15 protein-coding genes are annotated in these 16,373 nt (G+C 72.5%); 7 read left to right on the top strand and 8 right to left on the bottom strand.

The window, feature by feature from the left end:
* Nucleotides 1-9 precede the first annotated feature (9 nt).
* Entirely contained in the window at nucleotides 10-1,095 is a 1,086-nt protein-coding gene (gene cds1, locus HNR61_RS13990; RefSeq protein WP_376770257.1) for an L-cysteine desulfhydrase Cds1, read from the bottom strand.
* Nucleotides 1,096-1,184: 89 nt separating this feature from the next.
* Between cds1 and HNR61_RS13985 the strand changes: the two genes are divergently transcribed.
* Together HNR61_RS13985 and HNR61_RS13980 are read left to right on the top strand one after the other, a co-directional pair.
* Entirely contained in the window at nucleotides 1,185-2,066 is an 882-nt protein-coding gene (locus HNR61_RS13985) for a hypothetical protein (RefSeq protein WP_246442663.1), read from the top strand.
* A gap of 48 nt (nucleotides 2,067-2,114) precedes the next feature.
* Nucleotides 2,115-2,876 carry a bestrophin-like domain gene (locus tag HNR61_RS13980; RefSeq protein ID WP_182843558.1) on the top strand — a complete coding sequence of 254 codons (762 nt, stop codon included), beginning with the start codon at nucleotides 2,115-2,117 and terminating at the stop codon, nucleotides 2,874-2,876.
* Between the two features lie 9 nt (nucleotides 2,877-2,885).
* Here HNR61_RS13980 and HNR61_RS13975 read toward each other — a convergent pair whose 3' ends face one another.
* Nucleotides 2,886-3,083: a hypothetical protein gene (locus tag HNR61_RS13975; RefSeq protein WP_182843557.1), complete on the bottom strand. Its 198-nt coding sequence runs from the start codon at nucleotides 3,081-3,083 to the stop codon at nucleotides 2,886-2,888.
* Nucleotides 3,084-3,768: 685 nt separating this feature from the next.
* Nucleotides 3,769-5,298: an ATP-dependent DNA ligase gene (locus tag HNR61_RS13970; RefSeq protein ID WP_182843556.1), complete on the bottom strand. Its 1,530-nt coding sequence runs from the start codon at nucleotides 5,296-5,298 to the stop codon at nucleotides 3,769-3,771.
* 120 nt (nucleotides 5,299-5,418) lie between these two features.
* Between HNR61_RS13970 and HNR61_RS13965 the strand changes: the two genes are divergently transcribed.
* Together HNR61_RS13965 and HNR61_RS13960 are read left to right on the top strand one after the other, a co-directional pair.
* Complete coding sequence (locus tag HNR61_RS13965) at nucleotides 5,419-6,216, top strand: hypothetical protein (RefSeq protein WP_182843555.1); 798 nt, start codon at nucleotides 5,419-5,421, stop codon at nucleotides 6,214-6,216.
* Nucleotides 6,217-6,551: 335 nt separating this feature from the next.
* Complete coding sequence (locus HNR61_RS13960) at nucleotides 6,552-7,223, top strand: 4'-phosphopantetheinyl transferase family protein (protein ID WP_182843554.1); 672 nt, start codon at nucleotides 6,552-6,554, stop codon at nucleotides 7,221-7,223.
* Between the two features lie 53 nt (nucleotides 7,224-7,276).
* Here HNR61_RS13960 and HNR61_RS13955 read toward each other — a convergent pair whose 3' ends face one another.
* A complete protein-coding gene (locus HNR61_RS13955) occupies nucleotides 7,277-8,140 on the bottom strand; it encodes an SDR family NAD(P)-dependent oxidoreductase (RefSeq protein WP_182843553.1) in 864 nt (287 codons plus the stop codon).
* Nucleotides 8,141-8,172: 32 nt separating this feature from the next.
* The gene (locus tag HNR61_RS13950; RefSeq protein ID WP_182843552.1) at nucleotides 8,173-9,294 is read right to left on the bottom strand and encodes a ferritin-like domain-containing protein; all 1,122 of its coding nucleotides are present in this window, start codon (nucleotides 9,292-9,294) and stop codon (nucleotides 8,173-8,175) included.
* Between the two features lie 110 nt (nucleotides 9,295-9,404).
* On the opposite strand from HNR61_RS13950, the gene HNR61_RS13945 reads away from it, so the two are divergent.
* Nucleotides 9,405-10,055 (top strand): TetR/AcrR family transcriptional regulator, encoded by a 651-nt coding sequence (locus tag HNR61_RS13945; RefSeq protein ID WP_182843551.1) that lies wholly within the window; start codon nucleotides 9,405-9,407, stop codon nucleotides 10,053-10,055.
* On the opposite strand, the gene HNR61_RS13940 is transcribed toward HNR61_RS13945, so the two are convergent.
* The gene (locus HNR61_RS13940) at nucleotides 10,056-10,664 is read right to left on the bottom strand and encodes a TetR/AcrR family transcriptional regulator (RefSeq protein ID WP_245681873.1); all 609 of its coding nucleotides are present in this window, start codon (nucleotides 10,662-10,664) and stop codon (nucleotides 10,056-10,058) included.
* Nucleotides 10,665-10,749: 85 nt separating this feature from the next.
* Here HNR61_RS13940 and HNR61_RS13935 point away from each other — a divergent pair, with 85 nt between their 5' ends.
* A complete protein-coding gene (locus HNR61_RS13935) occupies nucleotides 10,750-12,210 on the top strand; it encodes a flavin-containing monooxygenase (protein WP_182843550.1) in 1,461 nt (486 codons plus the stop codon).
* A gap of 64 nt (nucleotides 12,211-12,274) precedes the next feature.
* Here the strand turns inward: HNR61_RS13935 and HNR61_RS13930 are convergent, their stop codons facing one another.
* Entirely contained in the window at nucleotides 12,275-12,931 is a 657-nt protein-coding gene (locus HNR61_RS13930) for a TetR/AcrR family transcriptional regulator (protein ID WP_067826197.1), read from the bottom strand.
* Between the two features lie 402 nt (nucleotides 12,932-13,333).
* Here HNR61_RS13930 and HNR61_RS49895 point away from each other — a divergent pair, with 402 nt between their 5' ends.
* On the top strand, nucleotides 13,334-14,929 hold the full coding sequence (locus HNR61_RS49895; RefSeq protein WP_220509307.1) for a lysyl oxidase family protein: 1,596 nt from the start codon (nucleotides 13,334-13,336) through the stop codon (nucleotides 14,927-14,929).
* Nucleotides 14,930-14,966: 37 nt separating this feature from the next.
* Here HNR61_RS49895 and HNR61_RS13920 read toward each other — a convergent pair whose 3' ends face one another.
* Complete coding sequence (locus HNR61_RS13920; RefSeq protein WP_182843549.1) at nucleotides 14,967-16,238, bottom strand: PucR family transcriptional regulator; 1,272 nt, start codon at nucleotides 16,236-16,238, stop codon at nucleotides 14,967-14,969.
* Nucleotides 16,239-16,373 lie beyond the last annotated feature (135 nt).

Below are 16,373 nucleotides of genomic sequence, written 5' to 3'. Positions count from 1 at the left end.
AAACACAGTCTAGAACTCGGCGGGCATGTCGCCGGTCTTGTGGAACGCCCGCAGCGTCTCCAGGTACGGGCCGACCTCCCACCCCTGCTCGGCCAGCCACGCGTCCGACAGGTAGGTGTGGGCGTACCGCTCGCCGCCGTCGCAGATCAGCGTGACCACGCTGCCGCGCTGCCCGGTCCGCCGCATCTCCGCGATCAGGTGCGCCACGCCCCACATGTTCGTCCCGGTGGAGCCGCCGACGCTGCGGCCGGTGACCTCGGTGGTCCAGCGCATCGCCGCGACCGACGCCGCGTCCGGCACCCGGACCATCCGGTCGATCACGGTAGGCAGGAACGACGGCTCCACGCGGGGCCGCCCGATCCCCTCGATCCGCGAGCCCTTCGCGGTGCGGTCGAACTGCTCGTGCGCGAACGCGTCGAAGAACGCCGACCCCTCCGGGTCCACGACCGCCACCCGCGTCTGGAACCGCCGGTACCGGACATAACGCCCGAGGGTGGCGGAGGTGCCGCCCGTTCCGGCCCCGACCACCACCCAGGCCGGCTCGGGATACCGCTCCAGCCGAAGCTGCTCGAAGATCGACTCGGCGATGTTGTTGTTGCCGCGCCAGTCGGTGGCCCGTTCGGCGTAGGTGAACTGGTCCATGAAGTGGCCGCCGCACTCGGCCGCCAGCCGCCGTGACTCGTCGTAGATCGCCGTCGGGTCGTCCACCAGGTGCGGGCGGCCCCCGTAGAACTCGATCAGCTCGATCTTCTCCGGGCTGGTGGAGGCGGGCATCACCGCCACGAACGGCAGCCCCAGCATCCGCGCGAAGTACGCCTCCGACACCGCCGTCGAGCCGCTGCTCGCCTCGATGATCGTGGTCCCCTCGCGGATCCAGCCGTTGGCCAGCCCGTACAGGAACAGCGACCGCGCCAGCCGGTGCTTCAGGGAACCCGTCGGGTGGACCGACTCGTCCTTGAGGTAAAGGTCGATGCCCCACTCGGGCGGCAGCGGGAACACATGGAGGTGGGTGTCGGCACTGCGGTTGGCGTCGGCCTCCACGATCCGGATGGCCTCCGCGATCCAGGCCCGGCAGGCCGGATCGCACCGGTCCACGATACGGTTCACGCAGGTCCCCCCTTGATCGTCCTGCTTCGCACGATATCCCCGCCACACGCTGGGCATGAACGGACTACGGGGGGTACATGGGGGATTTCTTCCACACGCGCATCGTGGAGACGGGGCGGCTGCCGCTGTTCTTCTTCTTCGTCGCGTTCATCGCCACGTTCGTGCTGACCCGCATCAACGTGCGGCTGATCCGGGCCGACGCCAAGTGGTGGTTCAAGAACGTCAAGGCCGGCGACGTGCACATCCACCACGTCGTGTTCGGCGTGATCCTGATGCTGGTCGGCGGCGTGCTGGGCATCGCCGCCCCGGCCCTGGCCGACAACCTGACCGTGGCCTCCGCCGCCCTGTTCGGGGTGGGCGCGGCGCTGGTGCTGGACGAGTTCGCGCTGATCCTGCACCTGGAGGACGTGTACTGGACCGAGCGGGGCCGCACGTCCGTGGACGCGGTGTTCGTCGCCCTCGCGCTGACCGGGCTGCTGCTGCTCGGCATCCGGCCGGTCGGGTTCGAGGACCTGTCCACCGAGAGCGCCGAGTTCGGCCGCGCCGTCGGGATCGGGATCTATGTGACCACCCTGGTCGCCAACCTGGTGCTGGCGGTGGTCGTGCTGCTCAAGGGCAAGATCTGGACGGGGCTGATCGGGCTGTTCGTGCCGTTCCTGCTGTGGCTGGGCGCGGTGCGGCTGGCCCGGCCGTCGTCGCCGTGGGCGCGCTGGCGCTACCGCCCCGGCAGCTACCGGTACCGGCGCGCGGTCTGGCGGGAGGAACGGCTGCGCCGCCCCCTGATCCGGGCCAAGATCTGGCTCCAGGAGTTCATCGCGGGCCGCCACGACCGCCTGCCGCCGGTGCTGCGGCCCGGCCGCCACGCCACCGCGTCGCGCCAGGAACGCGTCCCGCACGCATCCGATCGCGAGGATCCGGGTGTGTCAGGCCCCTCCGGCGGCCGATCCGGGATTGAATAGCGCTCACTCCCCGTGCCCGTGTGAACGCATCCTGTCCCGGAGGGCGCCGTGCTCGTCAGTTCCGTCGTCGCCGCGCTGGCGGCGATCGCCCTGGTGGTCCTGGCCGCCGTGACGTTCCGGCGGTTCGGCCGGGCCGACGGGGAGCCCGAGGGCGCGACCGCTGGGCACGCCGGGGCGATGCTGTCGGCGCTGTTCCTGATCTTCTTCGCCATCGCGCTGATCGTGCCGTGGACCTCCTCCGACGAGGAGACCAAGACCAACGCGGCCGCCGCGCAGTCGCTGGTGGAGGCCTACTGGGACACGACCCTGCTGCCGGCGGCCGACCGAGGCCCGGTCCGCGAGGAGATCCGGGGCTACCTGCGGTACGTCCGGGACCGCGAGTGGCCCCGGCTGGCGGACGGCGCCGACTCCCTGGACGCCGAGGGCTGGCGCCGCCTGGACGCGCTGCGGACCCGCCTGGCCGGGGTGCGGACCACCGACGAGCAGATGAAGGACGCCCGCGACGACGCCGTGGAACGCGTCCGCGAGGTCTACTCCGCCCGCCGCCAGACCGCCGCCAACCTCGGCGACGTCCTGCCCGCCTCGGTCCTGGTCCTCACTATCCTGACCGGCCTCCTGATGATCGTTTTCCCGTGGCTGGCGGGCGCGCGCCCCGCCGGCATGCCGCTGGTGCTGCTGGGCGTCATGGCGGCCGTGCTCGGGGTGAGCCTCTCCCTGTGCCTCGACCTGAACAACCTGTTCGGCGGCTCGTTCACGGTGAGACCGGACGCCTACACCGACGCGCTGGCGGAGGTCGCGCGCATCCCGTGACCGGGACGCTCAGCCGCGGCGGCCGACGAACAGCGCGTTGGTGAAGCCCGCCACCACCGTCGAGACGACGACCAGCCCGAGGACCTGCTTGAGCGGGTCGCGCCGGAAGGGGACCAGGACCCGGGCGGCCCTGACGGGACGCCCGACGTAGTCCGGACCGGGCGCGGGCTGGGCGGCGGCCGCCTTGATGGCGCCCTTCCCGCTCACCGGGGCCGACCCCCGCCGCACGCCCCGGACCCGTGCCGGGGCCGGGGCCGGGGCCGGGGACGGGGCGGCGGCGGCCCGCCCGGACGCCCGCGGTCGAACACCACCACGCGGAACCCGCGGACCGCCGGACACCGACGGCCGAGGGCCCGGCCTCCCCACGATCACCGTTTCCCGCCGGAGCACGATCCCGGCCCCCGCCTCCACCTGGCAGGGAACGGCCGGCCACCCCTCGCCCCCGCCGAACCGCAGGGTCGAAGGAAGATCACCACAGAGCGGAAGGCCGACCCCGACGGCGGCCCCGAGCGCCCCGGCGCTCCCGCCCGTCTCCACGGGGTCGGGACCGGCGACGGAACGGCGACTCCCACCGGCCACGGTGGACGAAACAGAAGCGGTGAGCACGTTGGCGGTGACCGCCGTTGTCCTGGGAGGGGTACCGGTGAGGCCGGGTGGTGAGGTGAAGGTCATGCGGTGGTGGGAGGGCGGTGTCCCGGGGGCGAGTGACGCCGGTTGCGCCATGGCCAGGGCGCCCACGGCCGCCGCGGCGAAGGCCGCGGGCAGATGTGCCGGAACTCCCATCGCCACCCCCCGATCGCGCCGAGGGATCATTGTGGTGGCGGGGGCGGGCGGCCGGGCCGTCGACACGGCAAAGCGCGGGTAAGGCCCGTGGCGGGGCCGGTCCGGCGCGTCAGTCCAGCACGGGCGCCACGGCCCGGACGGTGTCGATCGTGTCGGCCTCCGCCGCCGACTTGTCGGGGCGGTAGCGCAGGACGCGGGCGAAGCGCAGCGCCAGGCCGCCCGGATAGCGCGGGCTCCGCTGCACCCCGTCGAACGCGATCTCCACGACCAGCTCGGGGCGGACGTGCACCGTCCAGTCGTCCTCGCGGACGGCCAGCGCGCGCAGCCGTTCGGTCTGCCAGGCCAGCAGCTCGTCGGTCAGGCCCTTGAACGTCTTGCCCAGCATCACGAACCCGCCGGTCTCGGGGTCGCGCGCGCCCAGGTGCAGGTTCGACAGGTAGCCGCGGCGGCGGCCGTGGCCCCACTCGACGGCCAGCACGACCAGGTCCAGGGTGTGCCGGGGCTTCACCTTGATCCAGCCCGCGCCCCGGCGGCCCGCCGTGTAGGGGGTGTCCAGGGACTTCACCAGCACGCCCTCGTGCCCGTACGCCACGGCCGCGTCGAAGAACTCCTTGGCCTCGGCGGGGTCGGCGGTCACGACGCGGGGCATGCGCAGGCCCTCGGGGACGACCTCGGCGAGGGCGTCGTGGCGCTTCGCGCCGGGCGCGTCCAGCAGGTCGACGCCGTCCAGGTGCAGCACGTCGAACAGCAGCAGCGACAGCGGCACCTGCCCGTCGCCGTCGCGCCGGGTGCGGGTCGCGGTCCGCGCCGCCGTCACCTGGAACGGGTGCGGCCGCCCGTCGTCCCGCAACGCGATCAGCTCGCCGTCGAACACCGCGTCCCGCACCGGCAGGTCCCGCACGGCCGCCACCACCTCCGGCAGCCGCGCCGTGATCTCGTCCAGCGTCCGCGTGAAGACGCGGACCTCGCCGTCGGCCACATGGATCTGCGCGCGGACGCCGTCGAGCTTCCACTCCACGGCGGCGGGCCCGGCGAGCTTGGCGAACGCCTCCTCCACCGACGGCGCCGACGCCGCCAGCATCGGCCTGACCGGCCGCCCGACCTCCAGCGTGAACGCCGCCAGCCCCGCCGCGCCCTCGGCCAGCGCCGCCGCCGCGACCGGCCCGAGCGCGCCGCGCAGCATCACCGCGCGCCGCACCTTCGCCGCCGGGACCTCGGCCGCCGCCGCGACGGCCTCGGCCATCACCCCGTCCAGCGCGCCCTGCCGCAGCTCGCCCGACAGCAGCCGCACCAGGAACTCCTGCTCCTCGGCGGTGGCCCGCGCCAGCACCGCGCCCAGCAGCTCGCGCCGCCGCGCGACCGAGCCCTTCCCCGCCACCGCGCCGATCCCGGTGAACGCCGCGTCCACCTCCGCGACGGTCAGCGACGGCTCCCCGGCGGGCGGCGGCAGGTCGCGCAGCGCCGCGTATCCGACGCCGATCTGGCGTTGCGGCAGTTCCCCGGAGAGGTAGGCGACCACGGTCGGGGCCTCGCCGGGCCCGGCGTCGCGCAGGCACGCGGCCAGGGCCGTGACCTTGGCCTTGCGCGCGGAGTTCCCGGCCACCGCCGCCGACGTGCGGGCGATCTCGATGAGCTGCACGTTCCCATTCTGACCATCGGGTCTGACATTCCAGACCACCGGGCCCCTGGCGCCCGAAGCGCCGTGCTGATTACCTTTTCGAGGGATATAGGGGCCGTCGGGGGAGTGAGGAGTGCGGGAGTGGGCCTGCCGCGTCCGTCGGAGCCGTTCCGACGGGTCTACTCGGCTCCGGAGCCGCCGTCGCCCGCCCGCCGCCCTCGGCTGGTGGCGCTGCTGGTGGCGGTGGTGTCGTTCGTGCTGGCCGCGGGCGCGGTGTTCTGGCTGGGATCCCGCGGCGAGAGCCCGACGGCGGCGCCGGGACGTCCGTCCGCGACCGCGCCGCCGGAGACCGACCCCGCCCCGAGCGGCCCCGCCCCGAGTGGCCCGGCTCCGAGCCGCCCGGCCCCGACGACGAGCCGCCCCCCGGCGCCCCCGTCCCAGGCGGCGCCGATCACCAGGCTGCCCGCGCCGTGCGGGATGGTGGCCGCCGCGACCGTGCGGCGCCTGGTCCCCTCGGCCCGCCGCTCCGAGAGCGCCAACCCGATCCTCGCGACCTGCACCTACACCTCCACCGGTGGCCGGTTCCGATGGCTGTGGGTGGAGGCGCGGCTCTACAGCCCCGGCGACCACGCGGCCCCGCTGGAGGACGCCCGGCGCTACTACAGCGCCCAGCAGACCCAGGCCCGCAACGACGCCCAGGCCGAGACCAGGACGCTGGAACCCCAGCGGGGACTGGGCGACGAGGCCTACCGTCAGTTCAAGGTCGACCGGGGCCAGCCGACGGCGGTCGGCCAGGTCACCGCCCGCGTCCGGAACGTCGTCGTCACGGTCAGCTACAGCGAGCAGGCCCCCGGCAAGGGCGAGGCCGAGGAACGCGAACGCGGCTGTCTCGCCAAGGCCACGCAGGTGGCCCGGGAAGTGCTCGGAGAGTTCCGCTGAACGACACCTCCTTGACCGACGTTGGCCGATCATGCCATATGCGCTGTCAATCCCTTCTATGGTGTTTCAGTAAAGGGGAGGGAGACGCCGGGCGTGACCCGTGAGAGCATGGGTGACCGGTGTGGCGAACGCCTGAGGAGGAGGTCGACGCCAGTGTCCGCACAACGGGCTGGAGTGTCCTGGGTGCGTTAGTCCCGGACGAGGGGGAGGGAACTCCCGACCGAGAGGGCCGCGGGGCTTACGCTCCGCGGCCCGTGCCGTGTCAGGACCGGGAATTGCGCGGAACGAGCCGTCGGTTAATGTGCCAATCCGCGCTCCGGGACGAATGGAGAGAAGTGGAACCAGTTACCGTTTGGTGGGCCTTCCGATCTTCCGCCACCCCCGCCCTGCTGTCCCTGCTGAACCCGACCGAACGCGCCCGCCACGCCCGCTATCTGCGCGAGGAGGACAGGGCCCGCTTCCTCATGGGCGTGGTGACCACCCGCCTGGCCCTGGCGGAGCTGCTCGGCACGGCGCCAGAACACGTTCCGTTGACCCGGACCTGCCCCGACTGCGACGAGCCGCACGGCCCCCCGCGGCTCCCGGACGGCCCCCACCTGTCGGTCTCCCACTCGGGGGACCTGGTGGCCGTGGCGATCTCCCCCCACGGCCCGCTGGGCGTGGACGTGGAGCAGAGCACCCGCCGCCTGGGCCTGGACGTGACCCCCCACGTCCTGTCGGAGGACGAGCACGCCCCCACCGAGCAGGCCCTGCTCACCTACTGGGTCCGCAAGGAGGCCCTGCTGAAGGCGACCGGCGACGGCCTGCGCGTCCCCATGACCGACCTGCACGTCTCGCCCCCCGACGCCCCTCCGCGCCTGCTGGCCTGGAAGAAGCGCCCGGACCTGCCGTCCCGCTTCACCCTGCGCACCCTGACCCCGGACGACACCCACCCGGCGGCCCTGGCCCTGCTGGACCATCCCGGGACGGCCCCCCTCAGGGAACGCCCCACCACCGACCTCCTCTGACGAGGACCGGGACGCCCCGGCGAGCGCGGCGCCCCACCGGCCCGGGGGAGCGGTCAGGGCTGGGGGGCCGGGGAGTGGCGGGCCAGGAGGCGGAGCAGGGGCGGGGCCGTGCGGGAGACGGCGCGCAGGGCCTTGCCCTCGGCGTTCACCGTCACCACCGGCCGGTTCTTGATGATCGCCCTGACGATCTGGTCGGCGACCCTCTCCGGCGGGTGGGAGCGCAGGCGCAGGAGGCGTTCGGCGCGGGCGACGAACCGCGCCCGCGCCTCGTCGGCGCCCGGCGGCACCGCGTGCCGCGCGATGCCCGTGGTGACGAGGCCGGGGCAGACCGCCGTCACGCCGATGCGGGAGGACGCCAGCTCCGCGCGCAGGCACTCCGACAGCATCAGGACCGCCGCCTTCGTCGTGCAGTAGGCGGGCCGGGCGGACGAGGGGGCGAACGCCGACGCCGACGCCACGTTCACGATGTGGCCGCCGAAGTTGGGCTTCTCCGGCTTGGCCGGCAGCGCCGCCACCCGCGCCCTCATCTGCCCGCCGAACAGGCGCGAGCCGTGGATCACCCCCCACAGGTTCACGCCGATGACGCGCTCCCAGTCCTCCGCGGAGTGCCTCAGGAACGGCCCGACCATCACGATCTCCGCGTTGTTGACCACGATGTCGGGCGTGCGGTGGGCGTTCCTCACCTCCGCCGCGAACGCCTCCATCGCCGCCCCGTCGGCCACGTCCACGCGGTAGGCCGCGCCCTTCGCGCCGAGCGCCTCGGCGAGGACGACCGTGCGTTCGGCGGAGGCGAGGTCGGGGTCGGCGGCGACGACCGTGGCTCCGTTCTCGGCCAGGGCCAGCGCGGTGGCGCGGCCGATGCCGGAGCCGGCGCCGGTGATGACGGCGAGGGCGCCGTCGAAGTGCGCGAGGGGCATGACGACCTCCAGGGGGTGGGGGTCGCCTCAGCCTACGAGGAAGCCGCCCCCTGGGCGATCTCATCGGCGATCACCGCGTCCACCTCCGCCTTGCGCTCGGCCTCCTCGGCGGCGAAGCGCTCGGCGTCGAGCCGCTCGGCGATCTCCTCGTCCTGGCGCATCAGCGCGTCCAGGTCGGACCGGGCGGCGTCCAGCGCGCCCATCTCCTCGAACGTCGCCTGGATCCGGTCGCTCCACAGCCCGATGTCCTTCACGCACGGCACGATCCGGCTGAACAGCAGGCTCTGGAACGCCCGCATGTACGGCGAGTTCCGCACCATCTCGTCCACCTCGGCGACCGGGACGCCGAAGTTCTCCCAGATCTCGCGGCCCCGGATGCGGTCGCGCATCAGGTAGCAGCCCTCGACGACGAAGTCCTCGCGCTCCTTCAGCTCCGGGGCCGACAGCTCCCTGTAGTAGTCGCGCAGCGCCAGCCGCCCGAACGCCACGTGCCGCGCCTCGTCCTGCATCACGTACGCGAGGATCTGCTTGGGCAGCGGCTTGGTCGTCATGTCGCGCATCACGCCGAACGCCGCCAGCGCCAGCCCCTCGATGAGCACCTGCATCCCCAGGTAGGGCATGTCCCACCGGGAGTCGCGGAGGGTCTCGTCCAGCAGGCCCTGGAGGTTGGTGTTGATCGGGTAGACCATCCCGATCTTCTCCTGGAGGAACTTCGAGAAGACCTCGACGTGCCGGGCCTCGTCCATCGTCTGCGTCGCCGAGTAGAACTTGGCGTCCAGGTCCGGCACCGACTCCACGATCCGCGCGGCGGTGACCATCGCGCCCTGCTCGCCGTGCACGAACTGGGAGAACTGCCACGACGCCGAGTGCCGCCGCAGCTCGCCCCGGTCGCGTTCGCCCATCCTGTCCCAGTACGGCGTCCCGTAGATCGCGAGCGCCTGGTCGGGGACGCCCAGCACGTCGTGCGGGTCCACCTCCAGGTCCCAGTCGATGCGTTTCACCGAGTCCCACTGCCGGTCCTTGCCCTTCTGGTACAGGGCCAGCAGCCGGTCGCGGCCGTCGTCGTACTCCCAGGTGAAACGGGCGTCGCCGGTCAGGGGGACGTTCCAGGTGGACGTGGGCGCGGGTCGGGTGTACAGCTCATGGGTCGACACGGGGCCTCCACGGCGAGGACGCGGGCGGACGTACGGTGTACGTTCGACGTACGTTGTACGTACCGTGTCATGCGTCACTTACAGTGTCAACGGTGCGAAGGAGAGACCTCATGGACCCCGGAACGGCGGAGCCGCGCCCGGCCCTCACCCGCGCCCGCATCGTGCGCGCCGCCGTCGACCTGATCGAGCGCGAGGGCCCCGACGCGCTGTCCATGCGCGCCGTCGCCGCCGAGCTCGGCGTCGCGGTGATGTCCCTCTACAACCACGTCCCCGGCAAGGCCGCGCTGTTGCAGGGCGTCGCCGAGCACGTGGTGTCGGGCATCGACCTGGGCGGCGACCCGGCCGAGGACTGGGCCGACCGCGCCCGTGCCCTGGTGCGCGCGTTCCGGAAGGTCGCCCACGACCATCCGCGCTGCATGACGGTCGTGCTCAGCCACAGGATCGACTTCCCGATGGGGATGCGCCCCGCCGAACGCGCCCTGGCCCTGGCCGCCGAGGCGGGCTTCGACGGGCCCACCTCCGTGCGGATCATGCGGGCGCTGATGGCCTACGCGCTGGGCGCGCAGATGCGCGAGGTCGGCATGGCGAAGATGCTCGACCGCCTGCCGGGCGACCCGACCGAGTCGTTCGCGACGCTGGACCCGGCGGAGTTCCCGCACGTCATCGCGCTCGCCCCGGAGCTGACCCGCAACGACGCCGAGTCCGACTTCGAGTTCGGCCTGGACCTGCTGATCGCGGCCGTGCGGAACCTGCCCCGCTGATCACTCCGCGACGTACGGGGACAGCCCGCGCCAGCAGAAGTCCGTCATGTAGCGCGCGGCCTCGTCCACCGTCACCTCCGGATGGCCGGTGCGCCACAGCGCCAGCCGCTCGGACGCGCCGATGATGATCTCGGTGTAGGCGGTGACGACCGCCTCGGGGGCGTGCGGGGCGAACGCCGCCAGCGTGGCCGCGATCAGCTCGCTCTGCTGCCGCCGCGCCGCCTCCACCGCGTCCACGCCCTGCTGCGGCACCGACAGCGGCTGGCGCAGCAGCATCGCGAACGTCAGGCTGTGCGAGTCGATGAACCCGAAGTAGGCCCGCATCCCGCGCCACAGGATGTCCTCGGGATCGGTCGCCCCGGCCATCGCCTTCTGCGTGACCTCGAACAGCTCGGCCTTGGAGCGGTCGAGGCACGCCTGGAGCAGCCCCTCCTTGGAGCCGAAGTACTCGTAGATCATCGGCTTGGACACGCCGCACCGCTCGGCGATCTCGTCCATGGAGGCGCCCTGGTACCCGCGCTCGCCGAACACCCGCTCGGCGACGTCGAGCATCTGCCGTTCGCGTTCGGGCCGTGACATCCGCCTGCGGCGCGGTGTGGTGCCACTCACACGAAAATCCTATCTATTGGATCTACCGTCAGTAACCTACTCGAAGTAACTTACTGGGAGTAGGTTATCGGTGAGAGGGCACGGCATGAGCGAGCGATCCCCGGCCATCGTCATCATCGGCTCCGGCTTCGCCGGGCTCGGGATGGCGATCCAGCTCAAGAAGAACGGCTTCCACGACTTCGTCGTCCTGGAGAAGAGCGAGGCCCTGGGCGGCACCTGGCACGACAACACCTATCCCGGGTGCGCCTGCGACGTGCCGTCGCACATGTACTCGTTCTCGTTCGAGCTGAACCCGCACTGGTCGCGGATGTTCGCCCCGCAGCCGGAGATCCGCGCCTACATGGAGCGCACCGCCGACAAGTACGCCGTGCGCGACCACATCCGCTTCCACAGCCACGTCGAGGCGATGGAGTGGAACGACGAGACGGCCCGCTGGACCGTCAGCCTCGCCGACGGCGCCACGCTCACCCCCAGGGCGATCGTCTCCGGCATCGGCGCGCTGCACATCCCGTCCTACCCGGACCTGCCCGGCGCCGAGCGGTTCCGGGGCGCGGCGTTCCACTCCGCCGAGTGGGACCACGACCAGGACCTGACCGGCAAGCGCGTCGCCGTCGTCGGGACGGGCGCGTCGGCGATCCAGTTCGTGCCGAAGGTCGCCGAGAAGGCCGAGAGGCTGGTGCTGTTCCAGCGCACCCCGCCGTGGATCCAGCCGAAGCCCGACAAGAGGATCCCGGCCGCCGTCCGCCGGATGTTCGCGACGGTGCCCGGCGCGGCCCGCGCGTTCCGCAACGGCATCTACTGGACGCTGGAGGCCCGCGCGGTCGGCTTCACCATCGACCCGCGCCTGTCGGGGGCCATGCGCAGGCTGGCCCTGCACCAGCTCAACAAGCAGGTCCGCGACCCGGAGCTGCGCGCCAAGCTGACCCCCGACTACACCATCGGCTGCAAGCGCGTCCTGCTGTCCAACGACTACTACCCGGCCCTGACCAGGCCCAACGTCACCCTGGAGACCTCCGCCATCGCCGAGGTGAAGGAGAACTCCATCGTCACCGCCGACGGCGTGGAGCACGAGGTCGACTGCATCATCTACGGCACCGGCTTCAAGGTGACCGACGCGCTGTCGGAGCTGCGGGTGACCGGCCGGAACGGCATCAAGATCCAGGAGGTGTGGGCCGACGGCATCGAGGCCCACCACGGCACGACCGTCCCCCACATGCCGAACTTCTTCATGCTGCTCGGCCCCAACACCGGCCTCGGCCACAACTCGGTCGTGTTCATGATCGAGGTGCAGATCCAGCACGTGCTGGGCTGCCTGCGCCTTCTCCAGCGCAGGGGCGCCGACACCATCGAGCCCCGGCCCGAGGCGGCGCGCCGCTTCAACGACCGCCTCCAGCGCCGCCTGCGCCGCGCCGTCTGGAACGAGGGCGGCTGCCACTCCTGGTACCTGGACGAGAACGGCGTCAACCGCACGCTGTGGCCGGGCCACACCTTCGAGTTCTGGGCGGGCAGCCGCAAGGTCAGGGAAGAGGAGTACCTCGTCCGCTGACGACGCCCGTCGTTCCCCGCGGGGGCCTCGCCGCCGGCGACGGCCCCCGCCCGCGTCCCCGCCGTCAGCCGCCCTGGAGGTCGGGGGCGAACAGCGGGCGGATGCCCGCGATGATCTGCCGGATGATCGGCCGCTGCTCGGCCGGGGTGCGCCCCCGCAGCCCCAGCACCGGGTCCAGCCCGTCGTAGTACGGCGCGAGCGCCAGGTGCGGCAGCAGCATCAGCAGCAGCGTCGCCAGCACGTCGACGTCGGAGTCGGGGCGGATCTCCCCGCGTTCCTTCCACAGCTTCAACGTGGGATGGATGACCTGGAGATAGTGCTGGTTGGCGGTGTCGCGCACCACCGAGCGCACGTTGTTGTCCAGCTCGAAGTTGGTGGCGGCGGTGACCGCGCGCTCCAGGGGGTGCTCGGCGATGTACTCGGTCCACTCGCACAGCACGTCGACCAGCCACTCGTCCAGCGTCTGGTCGAAGTCGAGCCGCACGATGCGGCGTTCCATCTCCTCGCGCATCCGCCGCGACGTCTCGTCGCACACGAACGCGAAGAACTCCAGCTTGTCGGTGAAGTACTGGAACAGCGAGCCCTTGGCGATCCCCGCCTCGCGGGCGATGGTGTTGAGGCTGCCGGTCGAGTAGCCGTGTTCCCCGAACTCGCGCATCGCCGCCTCCAGCACGCGCTCGCGCTTGGCGACGTTCAGCCTGAACCACGTCGACGTGGGCATGGGAGTGGGTTGCTCCGTCCTGCCTTGGGCCGGGGACGCTCCGAAGGGGAGCGCAGCGCCGCCCGGTCTGACCTGATGATCAGGGTATCCGGCGCACCGCCGGGTCGCGCACGGATTCTGTCAGAGCCGTGCGGGACGGCCCCGTCACGGGAGACGTCAGAAAAAACCCGCGCCACTGGTGCAACTTTTTGGTCCTGTCCGGACATCTACCCATGCGACCACGTACGGGACCGCCTCGGCTCAGGGGCGTCCGTATCCGAAGGAGCGAGCGGATGCGGACTGAGGCGGTCCGTGGTCACCCCCCAACGGAACCCCGGCCCCGTCCCCGCTCGGACGCCGGGCGCGCCGCGACGCCGCGGCGCGGAACATGGAGGTGGCACCATCGCCATCACACGCAACGGCGTGCGCACCACCGTCGTCCTGACGGCCGCCGCGGCCGCCGCCGGCTACATCCTCGTGGGCCTGCCCGCGCAGGCGGAGGAGGCGGCGCCCGGCTCGCTGCGGCTGATGACGGTCTCGCCGAGCGCCGTCCTGGACAGCGACCGGCAGAACAACGTCAACCTCACCATCGGCGCCTACCTGGCCGCCGACCGGGCGCCGTTCGAGGTGCGGCTGAACCGGAGGTCCTACCACGAGCCCATCACCGCCACGCAGATCATCCGGCACGGCGGCCGGGTCAAGCAGCGCAGGCTGCCGAACGGCCTGGTGAACGACTTCACCGGCTTCCCCGACATGGTCCGCACGACCGTCACCGACGCCAAGGGCAAGAAGGTCGTGGACCAGAGCACGGCGTTCTGCCCCAACACCTACGAGCCCAGCCGCCTGCGGCCCGACGCCCCGACGCGGAGCGGGTACCCGACCGCCTGCCCGGAGGGCCCGGCCAAGGCGTTCGCGCTCGGCACGGTGCTGGGCGTCGAGGGAGGATGGGCCGCCAACGTCCAGGACGGCGGGTACGTGGCGCCGGTCAAGCTGCCGCCGGGCAGGTACACCGCCAAGGTCGAGATCGCGAAGAGGTACCGGGACGCGTTCGGCATCACGGGCGGCGCCAAGACCGTCAAGCTGACGGTGAAGCGGCAGGACCCCCGCGCCCGGTCGGCCGAGCAGCGGGCCCGCTCCCGCGTCCCCGCCGGCGGGCACCTGGCGCACTGGCTGCGCGTCCAGGGCAAGGGGGACGAGCTGGCCAAGCGCCCGCCCGCCAACGTCGCCAAGCCCAAGGCCGCGCCGCCGAAGGGCGCGGGCCGCACGCCGGCCGCCGGGCCGCGCCCGGACCTGCGCTCGCTCCCGGCGTTCAACATCGTCGTCCAGCGGATCGCGCCGGACCCGAAGAAGCCGAAGGTCAAGCGCGACTACCTGACGTTCGCCGCCACCGTGTGGAACGGCGGCACCTCGCCGCTGGTGGTGGACGGGTTCCGGCGTCCCGGCAAGGACACGATGGACGCCTACCAGTACTTCTTCGACGCCAAGGGCAACGAGGTCGGCCACGTCCGCACCGGCGACTTCCAGTGGGACCCGCGCCCCGGCCACATCCACTGGCACTTCCTGGACTTCGCCAACTACAGCCTGACCGACGCCGCCAGGAAGCACGTCGTCAAGAGCCAGAAGGAGTCGTTCTGCCTGGCCAACACCGACGCGGTCGACTACACGATCCCCTACGCCAAGTGGCGGCCCAGCAACACCGACCTGTCCACCGCCTGCGGCTCCCAGTGGTCGGCGTCGATCCGCGAGGTGCTGGAGGTCGGCTCCGGCGACACCTACGACCAGTTCCTGCCGGGTCAGGCGTTCGACCTGACCGGCATCAAGAACGGCACCTACCACATCAAGGTCACCGCCAACCCGGTGCGCCGCCTGCACGAGCTGGACACCGGTAACAACGTGTCCTACCGCAAGGTGGTCATCGGCGGCACCGCCGGCAAGCGCACCGTGACGGTGCCCCAGGTCGGCCTGGTCAAGGAGACCCCGCCGCCGGCCTCGCCCCGCCCGCCCCAGTCCGGTCCCTGATCCGTCCGGTCACCGACGACAGAGCGCGGGGCACCCGTCACGAGCCGGGTGTCCCGCGCCTCCCCAGCGCCCGCCTGCGGTTCAGCGTCGCGGCCCGCAGCGTCGCCTCCAGCGAGAAGCGCGCGTCGGCGTCCTCCAGCGCGTCCCCCAGATGGGCCTCCAGCTGGCGCAGCCGGTAGCGCACCGTCTGGGCGTGGACGTTCAGGCGCTCGCCGATCTCGATCGCGGTGCCCCGCGTCGTCACCCACGCCGCCAGCGTCTCGGTCAGCTTGCGCCGCGCCCCGCCCGACAGGTCCTCCAGCGGCGCCAGGTGCCGCCGCGCCAGCTCCTCCACCAGCGGGACGTCCGACAGCAGCCACATCGTCACCAGGTGCTCCTCGCACGGGACGAGCGAGCCGTCGCGGATGACGCCCTCCTCGGCCAGCGCCAGCGTGCGGCGGGCCCAGCGCAGCGAGTGCGCGGCGCGTTCCAGCGGGACCGTCAGCCCCATCACCGAGCTGGCGTCCGCCAGCGCCGACCGCAGCATCGTCCGCCGCGCCTCCGTCAGCGGGCCCGGCACCAGCAGGCACGGCTCGGCGGCGTCCAGGTCGGTGAGCACGTCGGAGTCCAGCGCCGACCGCGTGCAGGGCGCGTCGGGGTGCACCGCGACCATCGTGGCCTCGACGGGCAGCGGCCACCAGCCCGCCGCCCGCGCCGGCTCCTCCAGGGCGCCGACGGCGACCGGGGGGCGCCGCAGCAGCAGCCGCAGCAGCTCGGTGCGCTGCTCGCGGCGGCGCGTGTCGGCGTGCTCCTGCGCCTGCCGGTGCCCCGCCCGCGCCAGCGCGATGGCGTCGTCGACGTACAGCAGCATCGCCTCCACCACCGAGGCGACGACGCCGGAGGGGATCTCCTCGCGTTCGGCGACGGTGACGGTGTGCCGCCAGGCGACGTGGAACGCCGTCCGGTAGGCCGCCTGCAGATGGTCCAGCGACCGCCCCTCGACCGCCTCGAAGTGGCCGAGCGAGCGGCAGGTCTCGTCGCGCTCGGCCGACGAGGCCGCCGGGTCGGCGATCTTCTCGACGAACGAGGCGGTCAGCGTCTCGGCGGCCAGCCGCAGCACCTGGTCGTAGGTCGAGTTCTCGGGCCGGTCGTACTCGGGGATCGTGCGGCGGATCTCCGCGACGACGTCGGCGACCACCTCCGGCAGCTGGGCGCGCATCAGATCGGCCAGCCGGGCGGGGACGGGCGCCGGGTCCGGGCCGGTGAGGTCGAGCGCCCGGGACGGCGGCGGCGAGGGCGACCGTGTCTGGGACAGCCGTGTCTGGGACAAGGGCGGCACCTCCGCGACGGGCCGGAGCCGGGCGAGAACACCGAGAACATAAAGTGGCCGAAAGCCCCTGACAAGCCGGCCCCGCCGTTCGGCCCTCATTTACTCGCCAGATAACAGAGATGTCCGCCCGGTACT

The sequence above is a fragment of the Actinomadura kijaniata genome (genome assembly GCF_014138665.1).
Taxonomy (GTDB): domain Bacteria; phylum Actinomycetota; class Actinomycetes; order Streptosporangiales; family Streptosporangiaceae; genus Spirillospora; species Spirillospora kijaniata.
Note: the sequence above shows the minus strand (reverse complement) of the source record. Positions and strands in the feature narration are given on the sequence as shown.